Raw genomic sequence first — 16,342 nt, 5'->3', positions numbered from 1 at the left:
GAGAGTAAATATGTCACTCATCATGTTTTTGAAAGTTTCGTTATTATGATAATAGGCTGGTGAAAAGAGATGAATAAAAAGGATATTATTAAATTGTTAGAAACAATTGCTACATATATGGAATTAAAGGGAGATAACCCTTTTAAAATTTCTGCTTTTCGAAAAGCAGCTGCAGCGCTAGAAACGGACGAAAGAACGCTGACAGAGATTGAGGATTTTACAAAGCTCCAAGGGATTGGAAAAGGAACGGCTGCAGTCATTACAGAGTATATGGAAACAAATGAGTCAAGCGTATTAGAAGAACTAAAGCAAGAAGTTCCTGAAGGACTTATTCCTTTGCTTAAGCTGCCGGGGCTTGGAGGTAAAAAAATCGCTAAATTATATAAAGAGCTAGATATTCGAGATATGGAATCACTGCATCAGGCCTGTATGGAAAATCGAGTGCAGGGACTAAGCGGTTTTGGTAAAAAGACAGAAGAGAAAATTATCGCTGCTATTGAAGAGTTTGGGAAGCGTCCTGATCGTTTGCCTCTTGCTTTTATGCTTCCAATAGCGGAAGACATTTTAGAAGCCCTTAAACATATGCATAGCATTGAGCGTTTTTCTCAAGCAGGGAGCATTCGCCGCATGAGGGAAACCGTAAAAGATCTTGATTTTATTATTTCAACAGCTGAGCCTCATGCTGTCCGTGAACAGCTAGTATCGCTGCCAAATGTGAAGGATATTATTGCAAATGGAGATACAAAAGTATCGGTAACGTTAGCCTATGAGTACGATGTGTCTGTCGATTTTCGTCTTGTAGAAGATAAAGCGTTTGCCACAACGCTGCACCATTTTACAGGATCAAAAGATCATAATGTGCGTATGCGTCAATTAGCAAAAGAACGCGGTGAAAAAATTAGCGAGTATGGCGTTGAAAATGCCGAGACAGGCGAAGTCATGACTTTTGAGTCTGAACAAGCATTCTATGAACATTTTGGGCTCTCTTTTATTCCGCCGGAACTTCGTGAAGATGGAACGGAAGTAGATGCATTTATAAAGCCTCAAAAGCTTGTGACCTACGGTGCCGTAAAAGGTGATTTGCATATGCACTCCACGTGGAGCGACGGGGCGTATTCGATTGAAGAAATGGCGGAAGCATGTCGCGCGCGAGGCTATGAGTACATGGCGATTACAGACCATTCTCAGTATTTAAAAGTAGCTAACGGTCTAACGCCTGAACGCATTCGTAAACAGCGTAAAGAAATTAATCGTTTAAACGCACAGTTCGATGATTTTACAATACTAGCAGGAATTGAAATGGATATTTTGCCTGATGCAACACTTGATTATGATGATGAAATGCTAGCTGAGCTAGATTTTGTTATTGCGTCCATTCACTCTAGTTTTTCGCAATCACGCGAAGAAATTATGAATCGCTTAAAGCAAGCGTTAAACAATGTTCATGTAGATTTAATCGCTCATCCGACGGGTCGTTTGATTGGTCGCCGCAACGGATATGATGTAGATATTGATATGCTAATTGAATTAGCTAAAGAAACAAAAACGGCTCTTGAACTAAACGCGAATCCAAACCGTTTAGATTTAGCGGCTGAGCATATAAAAAAAGCCCAAGAGGCAGGAGTTAAAATTGCTATTAATACAGATGCTCACAATCTAGACATGCTAGAGCATATGGAAATTGGAATATCTACGGGAATTAAAGGCTGGCTTAAACCAGAAACGGTATTAAATACGTATAGTCTCAAAGAATTAACCGCCTTTTTAAATCGACATAAATAAGCAACAGGAGGAATCAGTTTTGCAATCACGTATTTTTCATGTACTAGAGTTTAATAAAGTTAAGGAACAGCTTCAGAAAAAAGTAGCTTCTTCTTTAGGCCGAGAAAAAGTAGCGAATTTGATTCCCTCGACTCAGTATGAAGAAGTAGTCAAATGGCAGGAAGCAACAGATGAAGCTACAACCGTGCTGCGATTGCGTGGCAACGTACCGCTAGGGGGCATTTTTGACGTTCGATCTAGCGTGAAGCGCGCTGAAATTGGGGGAACGCTAAGCTCTAATGAACTTCTTGATGTAGCAAGCACTATTTATGCTGCAAGACAAGTCAAGCAATTTATCGAGCAAGTAGTGGAAGACGAAGATTTACAGCTTCCAATTATAACTGAACATATCGAAAAACTAATGCCTCTTCCTGAGGTAGAACAAACAATTAAAATGAGTATTGATGAGAATGGTACAGTGCTAGACGGTGCAAGCGACCAGCTAAGAGGCATTCGTCAAAAACTTCGCTCAACGGAGTCTCGTATTCGCGAAAAGCTAGAGAGCCTTATTCGCTCCTCGTCCGCTCAAAAAATGTTGTCAGATGCAATTGTTACCATTCGAAACGAACGTTTTGTTATTCCTGTTAAGCAAGAATATCGCAGTGCGTATGGAGGCATTGTGCACGATCAGTCTTCATCTGGAGCAACTTTATTTATTGAGCCTCAGGCGATTGTGACGTTAAACAATGAGCTTCAAGAAGCAAAAGTAAAAGAAAAACAAGAAATTGAGCGTATTCTCATTGCTTTAACCGTTCAGGTAGCGGAAGTGGCAAATGAACTCCGTCAAAACGTGTATCTGTTAGGTGAGCTGGACTTCATGTTTGCTAAAGGGCGCTATAGCCATGAGCTAAAAGCTTCAAAACCTAAAATGAACGACCGAGGCTATATTAAGTTAGTGAAGGCAAAACATCCTCTTATTGCACAGGAAGACGTCGTTGCGAATGATATTGAGCTAGGTGATCAATATACATCTATCGTTATTACAGGGCCAAATACCGGCGGTAAAACCGTAACGTTAAAAACACTTGGATTATTTACGTTAATGGCTCAAGCAGGTTTGCAGATTCCTGCGCTGGATGGATCGGAAATGGCTGTGTTTAAGCACGTATTTGCTGATATTGGAGATGAGCAGTCGATTGAACAAAGTTTGAGTACCTTTTCATCTCATATGGTCAACATTGTAGATATTTTACAAAAAGTAGATCACGAAAGTCTGGTCTTGTTCGATGAATTGGGAGCAGGAACGGATCCTCAAGAAGGTGCAGCGCTTGCGATTTCGATTTTAGATCAAGTATATGAAAGAGGCGCTCGCGTAGTTGCGACTACTCACTATCCTGAATTAAAAGCGTACGGCTATAACCGTGAAGGAGTGGTCAATGCTAGCGTAGAGTTCGATATTGAAACATTGAGCCCTACTTACAAGCTGCTGATTGGTGTACCGGGCCGAAGCAATGCTTTTGAGATTTCAAAACGTTTAGGTTTAAGTGCTGAAGTAATTGAACGTGCCAAAGGCTATATTGGCTCAGAAACAAATAAAGTAGAAAATATGATTGCCTCTCTTGAAGATAGCCGCCGTCAGTCTGAACACGAGCTAGAAGAAGCTGAAGAGCTAAGAAAAGAGGCTCAGAAGCTTCATAAAGAGTTACAGAGTCAGATTATTGAGTTTAATGAAAAACGAGATAAGCTGTACGAAAAAGCTGAAGAAAAAGCTCAAGCCACAGTTAAAGCAGCATCTGAAGAAGCAGAGAAAATCATTAGCGATTTGCGTAAAATGAGTCAAAAAAATCATGCGCTTGTAAAAGAGCATGAATTGATTGAAGCGCGTAAGCGTCTAGAAGATGCAGTTCCAACTCTTGAAAAAAGTAAAAAGAAACCAGCTGCGCCGAAAAAACAAGAGCGCACTCTTCAAGCTGGAGATGAAGTGAAAGTCTTAAGCTGGGGACAAAAAGGAACGCTTGTAGAACGACTAAGCAATAATGAATGGCAAGTACAAATGGGGATCATGAAAATGAAGGTGAAAGAAAAAGATCTCGAATATATCAGTTCCCCAAAACCTGTAGAAACAAAGCCGCTTGCTACGGTAAAGGGAAAAGATTATCACGTAAATCTAGAACTGGATTTAAGAGGAGAGCGCTATGAAAATGCGCTGATTCGAGTTGAAAAATATATTGATGATGCTTTGTTAGCCAACTATCCGCGCGTTTCGATTATCCACGGTAAAGGAACTGGAGCTCTTCGTAAAGGCGTACAGGAATATTTGAAAAATCATCGTTCTGTTAAAAATATTCGTTTCGGAGAGGCTTCTGAAGGAGGTTCTGGCGTTACGGTTGTGGAATTTAAATAAAAGAACGCTGAAATAAAAGTGTCAGTCGATGCGCTGAACAAGCATATATGAAGATAGAAAATCCGACATGGCTCATGGACTATGCTGGGTTTTCTATGTCTTTTAAGAACGATACAAGTAAAGGAAAGAGACCTGTCAGTTCATTACGTCAAGTGTAATATAAATTAGGAGTGATGCAAAAATGAGGGATTTTTGGAAAGACCCGTATATTGAATCTGCCGCTTATTACAGCGTGGTTGTCTTGAGCATTGTCGTCTTTCTTGTTGTGTTTGAGCTCGTTACTAAGTATAAGAATTGGGAAGAGATTCAAAAAGGAAATATGGCTGTTGCGATGGCAACAGGTGGGAAGATATTTGGATTAGCTAATATTTTTCGCTATTCGATTGAGCATAATGACAACTTGTTAAGAATGCTCGGATGGGGAATATATGGGTTCGTTCTTTTACTAGTCAGCTATTTTATTTTCGAATTTTTGACGCCAAAATTTCGAATCGATGATGAAATTGAACAAGATAACAGAGCCGTTGGGTTTATTTCACTTGTTATTTCAATCGGTATGTCCTATGTAATAGGAGCAGGGATAGGATAGGAGAGAGTCATGGAGAAGTTAGCGAAAATTTTACTCGTTTTATGCGGAGTGTTTATGCTTATTGGTCTTATCTATTTATCTATATAGCTTTTCCTAACATTATGATGACAGCAAAAAAGCTGACCTTAAAGCAGGTCAGCTTTTTTAATGATTACTTCCATACGTCTTCAGTAATTGAAATCACGTGCTTTACTTTATCCCACTGCTGTTCTTCAGTTAGTAAATTTCCTTCTTCTGTAGAAGCAAATCCGCACTGGGGACTTAAACAAATTTGATCAAGAGAAACAAATTCTGCCGCTTCAGCAATTCTTTTTTTCACTGCTTCAGGATCTTCTAAATCTCCAAATTTTGATGTGATAAGACCAAGGACAATCTGAAGATCATCTCGCTTTACATGTCGAAGAGGTTCGAATCCTCCTGAGCGTTCATCATCAAATTCTAAAAATAGTCCATCTACGTTTAACTGACTGAAAATAGCTTTTGACGCATTTTCATAACCGCCGCTTGCTGTATAAGTAGACTGGAAATTCCCTCTGCAAATATGCATTGTAATGACCATATCATCTGGCTTATGCGCAATGGATTCATTGATCGCATCCGTAAAACGTTTCAGTAATTCTTGGGGCGTGAAACCTTTTGAAGCGATTTGTTCTTGTCCTTTTTCTGAGAAAAAGACTGCCCACGCAGTATCATCTAACTGTAAGTAGCGGCATCCGGCATCATAAAATGCTTGAATGGCTTTTTGATACGTTTTAACTAAATCAGCAAAAAATACATCCGTATCCGAGTAAGCAGACTCTTCAATATGGCCTCTGAAAAACAGCATATTAGGACTTGGAATGGTGAACTTAGCTACGTGTTTTTTTCCAGCAGATTGATGAAGAAATTTATAATCTTCAATCATAGGGTGGTGATTAAAATCTAGTTTTCCAGTCACTTTTATACCGTGAGCTTTTGTTTGGACTCCATGAAACTGAATTCCCGACTCTGCTTCGTAAAGTTCTACGCCAACAAGCTCTGACAGAAAATCAAAGTGCCACCACGCACGGCGAAACTCACCGTCTGTGACGGCTTTTAATCCAATTTGTTTTTGCTTTTCTACGAGCTTACGAATTTCTTCATCTTCAATTGCTCGAAGATGCTTCTTTGTCATTTCCCCGTTTTCCACTTGTAATCGTGCTTGCTTGATACGCTCGGGACGCAAAAAGCTTCCAACGTGATCTGCTTTGAACGGTCCTTTAGTCAATGTTGTTGTCAATTCATACAGCTCCTTAAAAAAAATCTAATTTTTATTATATACAAAAAATTCGGATAATGTACAGAGGTAAATCCAATTTTTATTTATTACGCTGCAGGATGAAAGAGTGATTAGGTAGGAAAGAGAACATTCAATAACGATTGCATCTAAAAAAAGAATGAATTATAATTTTAATTAGAAAATTCTAATTTTTTATTTTTTTGAGGGAGAGGATGCGTGTGGAACCCACCGAAAAGATATGGCTTTCTCAATATCCAGATGAAATACCTGCTAGGCTTCATTATGAACAAAAAAATTTAGCACAGCTTTTTGAAGAAGCAGTTCAAAAGGATCCTAAAAAAAGCGCAATCTATTTTCTAGGGAAAAAAATGACGTTTTCCCAGCTGCATCAAGATTCTCTGAAGCTGTCATCTTACCTTATTAAACTGGGATTAAAAAGAGGGGATAGAGTAGCCATTATGCTTCCAAACTGCCCTCAAGCTGTCATTTCCTTTTATGCTGTTCTTCTTGCCGGAGGAGTAGTCGTTCAAACAAACCCTTTGTATACGGAAAGAGAGTTAGAGTATCAGCTTAATGATTCAGAAGCGACCATGATTATTGCACTCGATTTGCTATATCCGCGTGCAGTAAAAATGAAAGCGTTAACAAGGATAAAGCACGTAGTCATCACCTCTATTCAAGATTATCTCCCATTTCCCAAAAACATAATTTATCCATTTATTCAGCGCAAGCAGCAGAAGATAAGCGTGGATGTGAGTCATACGGAGACTACTCATTTATTTAAACGTATTATAAATGAATCCTCTCCCGCAGTATGTAACGCTGAGGGAATTTCAGACGAAGATATCGCGATTTTACAATACACCGGGGGAACAACAGGTTTTCCAAAAGGAGTCATGCTTACTCATAAAAACTTGGTAGCTAATGCAACGATGTGTTCACACTGGTTATACCGCTGCAGGCACGGAGAAGAAAAAGTGCTTGGAATTATCCCGTTTTTTCATGTGTATGGTTTAACAACGGTTCTTGTTCTATCGGTTTTGCAAAACTATGAGATGGTTCTTCTGCCTAAATTTGATGCAAAAACGACGCTCAAAACCATTCATAAGCAGCAGCCTACTTTATTTCCAGGTGCTCCGACAATTTACATTGCATTATTAAACCATCCTGATTTAGCAAAATACAACCTATCTTCTATTGATTCATGTATGAGCGGTTCGGCTCCACTTCCTGTGGAAGTGCAGGAGCAGTTTGAAAAGCTCACCGGAGGTAAACTAGTGGAAGGATATGGATTAACAGAAAGCTCTCCTGTTACTCATGCTAATTTTCTTTGGAAAGAGAGAATACCAGGAAGCATTGGAGTGCCTTGGCCAGACACAGATGCCAAAATTCTCTCGTTTGAAACAGGTAAAGAAGCTGCTGTAAGCGAAGTAGGAGAAATTGCGGTTAAAGGTCCTCAGGTCATGAAAGGATATTGGAAGCAGCCTGAAGAAACGGAGGCTGTTATGCGAGACGGATGGTTGCTAACAGGTGATGTTGGCTATATGGATGATAAAGGTTATTTTTATGTAGTAGATCGGAAGAAAGATATTATTATTGCCGGGGGATATAATATCTACCCTCGAGAAGTTGAAGAAGTATTATATGAGCATGAAAAAATTCAAGAAGCTGTAGTGGTGGGTGTTCCTGACCCATATAGAGGAGAAACGGTGAAGGCTTACATTGTATTAAAAAATGGTGTAAGATGTACTGAAGAAGAGTTAAATGAGTTTTCTAGAAAGTATTTAGCTGCTTATAAAGTTCCGCGCCTTTATGAATTTCGAAATGAGCTTCCCAAAACAGCGGTCGGTAAGATTCTGCGACGAGCGCTGATTGATGAAGAAAATGAAAAGCATAAAAAGGCGACGTAATCGATCGTCGCCTTTGATTTTTTTTACTGAAACATAATTGACAGATACTTGCGGTTTCTTTATTATAAAGATATGAATGAATAATCATTCATATTTTAAAGGAGCGTATAAGATTGAGAAGAAATAAGCCAAAGTATAAACAGATTATCGATGCAGCTGTAGTAGTAATAGCAGAAAACGGATACCACAATGCTCAGGTTTCTAAAATTGCTAAGCAGGCTGGAGTTGCAGACGGTACGATATATTTATATTTTAAAAACAAAGAAGATGTCTTGATTTCCTTGTTTCAAGAGAAGATGGGACAATTTGTAGAAAAAATTTATGAAGAACTGGCGGGAATTGAAACCGCGGCAGAAAAACTTCATGTGTTAATTGACAAACATTTTTCGTTTCTAGCGGAGGATCATCATTTAGCTACAGTGACACAGCTCGAACTGCGTCAATCGAACAAGGATTTAAGATTGAAAATTAACGATGTATTAAAAGATTATCTGACTCTCATTGATTCTATTTTGCAGACAGGAATCGAAACGGGTGAGTTTTCTGAAAATATAGATATTCGTCTTGCGCGACAGATGATTTTTGGAACGATTGATGAAACTGTTACAACATGGGTAATGAACGATCATCGATATGGTCTAATAGAATCGGTAGATAAAGTCCATTCCCTGCTGTTAAACGGCTGCAGCGGCTCATAATCGTAAGTGAGCCTGCTGCTCCCCTGCGAGGGGAAAAGCGCAAGGTAATGAAAATAGAAAGAAAGGGTGGCGTAAACAAATGGAGATTATCCAGGTTGAAACTGTTGATGCAATAAGCTTCATTACGTTGAATAGACAACCTGCTAACGCTTTGTCTCAAGATTTATTAAAAGATCTTTCAAGTGTTTTAAAACATTTAGAAGATAGTAAAGAGACAAGGGTTATCGTTATTAAAGGTGAAGGGAAATTCTTTTGTGCCGGGGCTGATATAAAAGAATTCACATCACTTCAGCAGGAAAAAGAATACGAGAAGCTTGCTGTTAACGGTCAAGAGCTCTTTGAGTATATTGAAAATTACCCAAAACCAGTGATTGCAGCTATTCATGGAGCTGCTTTAGGCGGAGGATTGGAGCTTGCTATGAGCTGCCATATCCGTTTGGTAACGGAAAATGCTAAGCTGGGCTTGCCTGAGCTTCAGTTAGGAATTATACCAGGATTTGGAGGGACTCAGCGATTGCCTCGTTATGTAGGAGTTCATAAGGCTTGTGAGATGATGCTGACAAGTGATCCAATATCCGGAAGCGAGGCAGTGGAGTTAGGATTGGCAAATGCAGCTTTTGAAGAAAGTCAGCTTATCAATGAAACATTTTTACTTGCTAGAAAAATTGCCAAAAAAAGCCCAATCTCTGTTAAAGCTACCTTGCAGCTGCTTCAGCATGTAAAAACAGATGCTTACTACAGCGGCATTAAAAAAGAAGCGCAGTTTTTTGGAAGCGTATTCAAAAGCCGGGATGCTCAAGAAGGCGTAGCCGCTTTTATTGAAAAGCGCCAGCCTAAATTTTTAGGAAAATAAGCTTAGGAGGGGAATTGAATGAATATTTACGTGTTAGTAAAAAGAACATTCGATACAGAGGAGAAACTTTCATTAAAAAATGGTCAAATTGTTGAAGATGGGGCTGAATTTATTATTAATCCTTACGATGAGTATGCAGTTGAAGAAGCTATTCAGCTAAAGGAAAAGCATGGCGGGGAGATTACGGTCGTGAGTGTAGGAGGGGAAGAATCAGAAAAAGAACTCCGAACAGCTTTGGCTATGGGAGCAGATAAAGCGGTTTTAATCAATACGGAAGATGACATAGAAGATGGCGATCAGTACACGACTTCTAGGCTGCTGGCACAGTACTTAAAAGAACAATCTCCTGACTTGATTTTGGCAGGAAACGTAGCGATTGACGGAGGTTCGGGCCAAGTGGGGCCGCGCGTAGCAGAACAGTTAGAAATCCCTTATATTACGACGATTACAAAATTGGATATCGAAGGTGAAAAAGTGACTGTTGTACGCGATGTGGAAGGCGATTCCGAGGTTATCGAAACGTCGCTTCCTCTTCTAGTAACAGCTCAGCAGGGACTTAACGAACCTCGCTATCCATCTCTTCCAGGGATTATGAAAGCGAAGAAGAAACCGTTGGTTGAAGTGGAATTGGATGATTTAGATTTAGATGAAGATGATGTAGAAGCAAAAACAAAGACAATTGAAATTTATTTGCCTCCGAAAAAAGACGCAGGACGCGTATTACAAGGAGATATAAAAGATCAAGTGACAGAACTGGTCAATTTACTGCACAAAGAAGCAAAAGTCATTTAATAAGTCAAAAGTCAAAACAATGGGGGTATTGCAATGGGACGCAAAGTGTTAGTTCTAGGAGAAGCACGTGATGGGGGATTACGAAACGTATCGTTTGAAGCGATTTCCGCAGCGTCTACTGTAGCTGACGGTGGGGAAATTGTTGCAGCGTTAGTAGGAAAGGACGTAAAAGCTTTAAGTGAAGAGCTTATTGCGTACGGAGCGAATAAAGTTGTTGTGACGGAGCATGAAGATTTAGCTGCTTACACATCGGATGGTTATGCTCAGGCGTTATTAGCCATCATTGAAAGTGAACAGCCTGAAGCTATCGTATTTGGCCATACGGCTCTTGGCAAAGACCTAGCGCCAAAACTGGCAGCTCGCTTAGACAAAGGACTTATCTCCGATGTGACGGATGTAGAAGTTGGAGGGGATCAAGTAGTCTTTACCCGCCCAATTTATTCTGGTAAAGCATTTGAAAAGAAAATCATGACCGATGCTTTTACGTTTGTCACGATTCGTCCAAATAATATTTCACCGCTTGCAAAAGACGAGGGACGTACAGGCGATGTAGAGGATTTAAATGTTGAAATCAAAAACCTGCGTACAGTTGTAAAAGAAGTTGTACGGAAAGCAACGCAAGGAGTTGATTTATCCGAAGCAAAAGTCGTGATTGCAGGTGGTCGAGGGGTAAAAAGCACGGAAGGTTTTGGACCTCTCCAAGAACTAGCGGACGTGTTAAATGGAGCTGTTGGGGCATCTCGCGGAGCGTGCGATGCAGATTACTGCGACTATTCTCTTCAGATCGGTCAGACGGGCAAAGTAGTCACACCAGATTTATACATTGCCTGCGGAATCTCAGGAGCCATTCAGCATTTGGCCGGCATGTCAAATTCAAAAATTATTGTTGCCATTAACAAAGATCCTGAGGCGAATATTTTTAAAGTAGCTGATTACGGAATCGTTGGAGATTTATTTGAAGTGGTGCCTCTGCTAACGGAAGAATTTAAAAAGCTGAAAGTACAGTCTGCGTAAGAGGCTGGGACAAAAGTATTTTAGACGAAGTGAAAAACGAACCATTGATCAAGATGTTTGATTAGTGGTTCGTTTTTTTGTTAGGGTAAGCGTAGCTTTCATGTGTGTGGGTCTTTCTAGCAGTTCAGCTCTTGTATACTATTTGTTCGTCTTTAGATGGGATTCATTTCGTTATGTCTCAACCTCATGGAAAACGAAATTTTCTACGTATGTTTTTATGTGAATTGTACAAACTAGAGCGGAGAATAAACAGTATAAATGTAAGCAAAAAGTTAGCAAACCTTATTTGAAGGTGATATACTGTGAGTAGAATTTGGATATTGCATATATTTAGGAGGAATTAAAATGGCTATTGCACATGCTACAGATAAAAACTTTACAGATGAAATTAAATCAGGCCTAGTGCTTGTTGACTTTTGGGCACCATGGTGTGGCCCTTGTAAAATGATTGCTCCAGTTCTTGAAGAAATCGATGGCGAACTTAACGATAAAGTTAAAATCGTGAAAGTAGACGTTGATGAAAATCAAGAAACGGCTGGAAAATTTGGTGTTATGAGTATCCCAACTTTAGTATTATTTAAAGATGGAGAGAAAGTTGACCAAGTAGTTGGTTTCCAACCAAAAGAAGCATTAACAGAATTAATTAATAAACACGCGTAAGTCAAAACCTAGCTCAGGCTAGGTTTTTTCTTTTTCTCCACTTTTTCTCTTTTTGGAATACTTTTATTTAGCGAATATGCGTTCGTTTGTTTTATACTAGATGTAAGGAACACCGCCATAAATCCGGCTTATGTGCATGTATTGTAAGGCAGGAAAGAATGTAGGTTACGCTTCATAAGCGAATGTATAGATGGACAGAGTAAGAGAAGAGGAAGGAGAAAAATATGAACGATTATTTAAAAGAAAAGCTGGCTATTTTACCGGATCAGCCCGGCTGCTACTTGATGAAAGATAAATATGGAACGGTCATTTACGTAGGAAAAGCAAAAGTATTAAAAAATCGAGTGCGCTCCTACTTTACCGGATCTCATGACGGAAAGACGCTTCGACTTGTAAACGACATTGTCGATTTTGAATATATCGTCACATCTTCTAATTTAGAAGCGCTTATTTTAGAAATGAATTTAATTAAAAAGCATGATCCAAAATACAATATCATGCTTAAAGATGATAAGGGTTATCCCTTTATTAAGATTACAGCTGAAAAACAGCCCCGACTTGTTATTACAAGAAAAATAAAAAAAGATAAAGGGAAATACTTCGGTCCTTATCCTAACGTTCAAGCTGCAAATGAAACAAAGCGGCTTCTTGATCGCATTTATCCATTAAGAAAGTGCTCTACCATGCCAGACAGACCTTGTTTGTATTACCATATCGGGCAATGCCTAGCTCCTTGCGTAAAAGAAGTAAAAGAAGAGCAAAACAAACAAATTATTGAAAATATCACGCGTTTTTTAAATGGTGGATATGAGCATGTCAAAACAGAGTTAACTGAAAAAATGTTAAAAGCTTCAGAAGAACTTGACTTTGAACGGGCTAAAGAATATCGAGATCAAATTGCTCATATCGAAGCGACAATGGAAAAGCAAAAAGTAACGTTTAATGATTTTGTTAATCGAGATGTGTTTGGCTATTCTTATGATAAAGGCTGGATGTGTGTTCAAGTTTTCTTTATTCGCCAAGGGAAATTAATTGAGCGAGAAGTTTCTATGTTTCCTTTTTATAAAGAGCCAGAAGAAGATTTCTTAACTTTTATCGGTCAGTTTTATGCCAAAAATATTAAGCCAAAAGAAGTAATGGTTCCAGCAACGATTGATGCAGAGTTGGCTGAGAAATTAGTAGAAGTAGAGGTTCAGCATCCAAAGCGAGGCAAAAAGAAAGAATTAGTAGAACTTGCGTGTAAAAATGCAAAAATTGCGCTCGGTGAAAAATTCTATTTAATTGAACGAGATGAAGAACGCACGGTTGGCGCAGTTGAACGGTTAGGAGAAGAGCTTGGAATTGCCGCTCCTTATCGGATTGAAGCATTTGATAATTCAAATATTCAAGGAACAGACCCAGTTTCTGCGATGATTGTTTTTGTTGATGGGAAGCCGGAAAAGAAAGAATATCGTAAATATAAAATTAAGACCGTGCAGGGACCAGATGATTACAGTTCCATGAGAGAAGTGGTTCGCAGAAGGTATTCCAGAGCATTAAAAGAAGGTCTTCCGCTTCCAGATTTAATTGTTGTAGATGGAGGTAAAGGGCATTTGGCTGCGGTGCAGGATGTTCTCGAAAATGAATTGGGACTTTTAGTGCCTACAGCAGGTCTTGTCAAAGATGATAAGCACAGAACTTCGAATCTGATGATTGGCGAGCCTCCTCAAATCATACCGCTTGAACGCAATAGTCAAGAATTTTATTTGCTTCAGCGAATTCAAGATGAAGTTCACCGCTTTGCGATTACCTTCCACCGTCAAGTGCGCTCTAAGTCCGCTTTTCAGTCTGTTCTGGACGACATTCCGGGAGTGGGAGAAAAGCGTAAAAAAGCTTTGTTAAAGTATTTTGGTTCGGTGAAAAAATTGAAAGAAGCAACGGTTGAAGATATTCGAAATTCAGGTGTTCCTCAAAACATTGCTGAAAAAATTTATGAAACATTGCAAAAATAGTCTTGAAATAATAGAAAATGTTTGATAAGCTATTAACTAATTTCATACGACACTTCATCAAATGAAGTGAAGATAGAGGTGCAAATTTAATCAGTACGTATCAGGAAGGGTATGAGCCCTTATGAATGATGCGGAAAGGGAAATTTGCCGAAGTGAACATTACCTCATAGTAATGATTGCTGGTTCTGCGTTGAATAAACGTAGGATTGTCAAGATGTAGATTCTTGGAGAGCTATCTCACGGCAGTGGACGGTTATGTTTTATAATTTTCGTTCGTTAAGCAATGAGAGCTCATCTCATTGCTTTTTTTATTGTCTGAGTAAAAAAATTTAGCTTCTCATCATCCTGCATATGCAAATTTATTGAAAAGGAATGAACAAAATTATGGCATTAATCGTTCAAAAATTTGGTGGAACATCTGTTGGTTCTGTTGAACGTATTCAACATGTAGCAAACCGAGTTATTCAAGAAGCAGAGCGCGGTAACCAAGTAGTCGTTGTTGTATCGGCAATGGGCAAAACCACAGATGCACTGGTGAAATTAGCAAGTGATATTACGGACAGTCCAAGCAAACGCGAAATGGATATGCTTCTTACAACTGGAGAACAAGTGACGATTTCCCTGTTAACAATGGCCCTTCAATGCAAAGGGTATGAAGCAACTTCGCTAACAGGTTGGCAAGCTGGCATCCAGACGGAAGCAGTTCATAGCAATGCACGAATCCAGCACATTGATACAACTCGTATTCAACGTCAGTTAGATAGCGGACGAATTGTAGTAGTAGCTGGATTCCAAGGCTGTTCAGAAGATGGAAGCATTACAACATTAGGTCGAGGCGGCTCTGACACGACGGCAGTAGCTCTTGCCGCGGCGCTAAAAGCAGCAAAATGTGATATTTATACAGATGTAACAGGAGTGTTTACGACAGATCCGCGCTATGTAGAAGGTGCCCGTAAGCTTCACTCTATTTCATATGACGAAATGTTAGAATTAGCTAATTTGGGAGCAGGGGTGCTGCATCCGCGCGCTGTTGAGTTTGCAAAAAATTATCAGGTACCGCTAGAAGTGCGTTCAAGCTTAGAAAACGAGAATGGAACGATTGTTGAGGAGGAAGTTTCAATGGAACAAAACTTAGTCGTAAGAGGAATTGCGTTTGAAGATAATATTTCACGCGTGACAATTGAAGGGTTAAACAACGAGTTGCAAACTCTTTCTACTATTTTTACAGCATTAGCAAAAGAACAGTTAAATGTGGACATTATTATTCAAAACGTAACGGCTAATAATCGTCTATCCATCTCATTTTCTATTAAAACCGTAGACGTAGAAGCTGCTCTTGCTGTCTTAAAAGAATATAAATCTACTTTAGGATATACGCGTATCGAACATGAAAGCGGTCTGGCTAAAGTGTCGATTGTCGGATCTGGTATGATTTCAAACCCAGGTGTTGCAGCTGAAATGTTTGAAGTGCTGGCAGGAGAGAAAATTGAAGTGAAGATGGTCAGCACGTCTGAAATTAAAGTATCTACAGTTGTACCGCATGCTGATATGGTAAAAGCAGTTGAGACGCTTCACGTAGCATTCGAACTAGAAGAACAGCAGGCAGTGCAAGTATAAAGAAGAGAAAAAAGACGTGGTATCTCCACGTCTTTTATATATACGTATTTTTTACTTTTTATAACGCTCCGCGCGTGTTTCGGTAGGTAAAATATCTTTTCGGTCCCACTGCACGGAAATCAGCACTTTTCCGTTCTTTTCTTTATGTGTTAAGTAGGCTTCTGTTAGGCAGTTGTTTTGCCGCTGAATCTGTTCAGCCACAAATCCTGACTCAAGATGAAACGAACAAGTTTCCTGCTGAAATCTTTTGCTGACCACATCACCTGATAACTCAAGCTCTAGTGAATATTTATCTTTTTTTGCAAGCGTCAGTGTTCCCCAGGAAGCTGCTTTAAAAAAAGCGACGATTTCATCCATTGTATTTAATGGGTATTTCCGCGCAAGGTGTTTTCCTGCCCAGTATGAAATGGTATTCGTTTCGTCTCCAAGAAGCTCTGGAATTAACACGTCACGCAAAAGGCTGTATCCGAAATATGAAACGTGATCAAGAGTTCTCTCTGTTTCAGCTGTGACATTAGGTTCTGATGTTTCCATCGTCTCTTCAAGTTCTTGCTGTGATTCTGTTTGTAAATTGCTCATGCTTTCCCCTCTTTCTTTACTACTATTATATACAAATCTAAAAAACCTCTCACGCATTTTTTTAATAAAATGTAAGAGGATCTTTATTATGGTAAAAAGAGTTAGATGTAAAGATAAAAAATCCATAATATAACTTTTAAAAGGGTACTTTTACCTGTGTAAATGTTTTGTGAACTTGTTTACAATAAAAGTATAAAGTAAACGCTTACTTAGTTG

13 protein-coding genes and 1 riboswitch are annotated in these 16,342 nt (G+C 39.2%); of the genes, 11 read left to right on the top strand and 2 right to left on the bottom strand.

The window, feature by feature from the left end; genetic code table 11:
• The first annotated feature begins 69 nt into the window (after positions 1–69).
• The 3 genes from polX (at position 70) to LAV82_RS05395 (ending at position 4,754) form a co-directional block, all read left to right on the top strand.
• On the top strand, positions 70–1,782 hold the full coding sequence (gene polX / locus LAV82_RS05405) for a DNA polymerase/3'-5' exonuclease PolX (RefSeq protein ID WP_057233269.1): 1,713 nt from the start codon (positions 70–72) through the stop codon (positions 1,780–1,782).
• A 19-nt stretch (positions 1,783–1,801) separates the two neighbouring features.
• Positions 1,802–4,165, top strand: coding sequence for an endonuclease MutS2 (locus tag LAV82_RS05400; protein WP_211077231.1), 2,364 nt, complete (start codon positions 1,802–1,804; stop codon positions 4,163–4,165).
• A 181-nt stretch (positions 4,166–4,346) separates the two neighbouring features.
• A complete protein-coding gene (locus LAV82_RS05395) occupies positions 4,347–4,754 on the top strand; it encodes a DUF350 domain-containing protein (RefSeq protein WP_013059411.1) in 408 nt (135 codons plus the stop codon).
• Between the two features lie 151 nt (positions 4,755–4,905).
• On the opposite strand, the gene LAV82_RS05390 is transcribed toward LAV82_RS05395, so the two are convergent.
• Entirely contained in the window at positions 4,906–6,012 is a 1,107-nt protein-coding gene (locus tag LAV82_RS05390; RefSeq protein WP_499715711.1) for a 5-methyltetrahydropteroyltriglutamate--homocysteine S-methyltransferase, read from the bottom strand.
• 212 nt (positions 6,013–6,224) lie between these two features.
• On the opposite strand from LAV82_RS05390, the gene LAV82_RS05385 reads away from it, so the two are divergent.
• The 8 genes from LAV82_RS05385 to LAV82_RS05350 all read left to right on the top strand — a co-directional run bounded on the left by LAV82_RS05385 (position 6,225) and on the right by LAV82_RS05350 (position 15,547).
• Positions 6,225–7,922: an AMP-binding protein gene (locus tag LAV82_RS05385; protein ID WP_499715710.1), complete on the top strand. Its 1,698-nt coding sequence runs from the start codon at positions 6,225–6,227 to the stop codon at positions 7,920–7,922.
• A 113-nt stretch (positions 7,923–8,035) separates the two neighbouring features.
• Complete coding sequence (gene fadR / locus LAV82_RS05380) at positions 8,036–8,620, top strand: fatty acid metabolism transcriptional regulator FadR (RefSeq protein ID WP_013059408.1); 585 nt, start codon at positions 8,036–8,038, stop codon at positions 8,618–8,620.
• Positions 8,621–8,699: 79 nt separating this feature from the next.
• Positions 8,700–9,473 carry an enoyl-CoA hydratase gene (locus LAV82_RS05375; protein WP_013059407.1) on the top strand — a complete coding sequence of 258 codons (774 nt, stop codon included), beginning with the start codon at positions 8,700–8,702 and terminating at the stop codon, positions 9,471–9,473.
• Positions 9,474–9,491: 18 nt separating this feature from the next.
• Positions 9,492–10,265, top strand: a complete 774-nt coding sequence (locus tag LAV82_RS05370) for an electron transfer flavoprotein subunit beta/FixA family protein (protein ID WP_016765685.1) — start codon at positions 9,492–9,494, stop codon at positions 10,263–10,265.
• 33 nt (positions 10,266–10,298) lie between these two features.
• Positions 10,299–11,279 (top strand): electron transfer flavoprotein subunit alpha/FixB family protein, encoded by a 981-nt coding sequence (locus LAV82_RS05365; protein WP_013085165.1) that lies wholly within the window; start codon positions 10,299–10,301, stop codon positions 11,277–11,279.
• Positions 11,280–11,624: 345 nt separating this feature from the next.
• Positions 11,625–11,939 (top strand): thioredoxin, encoded by a 315-nt coding sequence (trxA, locus tag LAV82_RS05360; RefSeq protein WP_013059404.1) that lies wholly within the window; start codon positions 11,625–11,627, stop codon positions 11,937–11,939.
• 224 nt (positions 11,940–12,163) lie between these two features.
• Positions 12,164–13,930 (top strand): excinuclease ABC subunit UvrC, encoded by a 1,767-nt coding sequence (gene uvrC, locus LAV82_RS05355; protein ID WP_055992447.1) that lies wholly within the window; start codon positions 12,164–12,166, stop codon positions 13,928–13,930.
• Between the two features lie 65 nt (positions 13,931–13,995).
• Positions 13,996–14,173: riboswitch (Lysine riboswitch) on the top strand.
• Positions 14,174–14,314: 141 nt separating this feature from the next.
• Positions 14,315–15,547, top strand: a complete 1,233-nt coding sequence (locus LAV82_RS05350) for an aspartate kinase (RefSeq protein WP_211077617.1) — start codon at positions 14,315–14,317, stop codon at positions 15,545–15,547.
• A gap of 51 nt (positions 15,548–15,598) precedes the next feature.
• On the opposite strand, the gene LAV82_RS05345 is transcribed toward LAV82_RS05350, so the two are convergent.
• Positions 15,599–16,126, bottom strand: coding sequence for a YslB family protein (locus LAV82_RS05345; RefSeq protein WP_013059401.1), 528 nt, complete (start codon positions 16,124–16,126; stop codon positions 15,599–15,601).
• Positions 16,127–16,342 lie beyond the last annotated feature (216 nt).

It is taken from the genome of Bacillus sp. ILBB4, from assembly GCF_035064545.1.
GTDB lineage: Bacteria > Bacillota > Bacilli > Bacillales > Bacillaceae_H > Priestia.
This window is presented reverse-complemented; position numbering and strand designations above follow the sequence as displayed.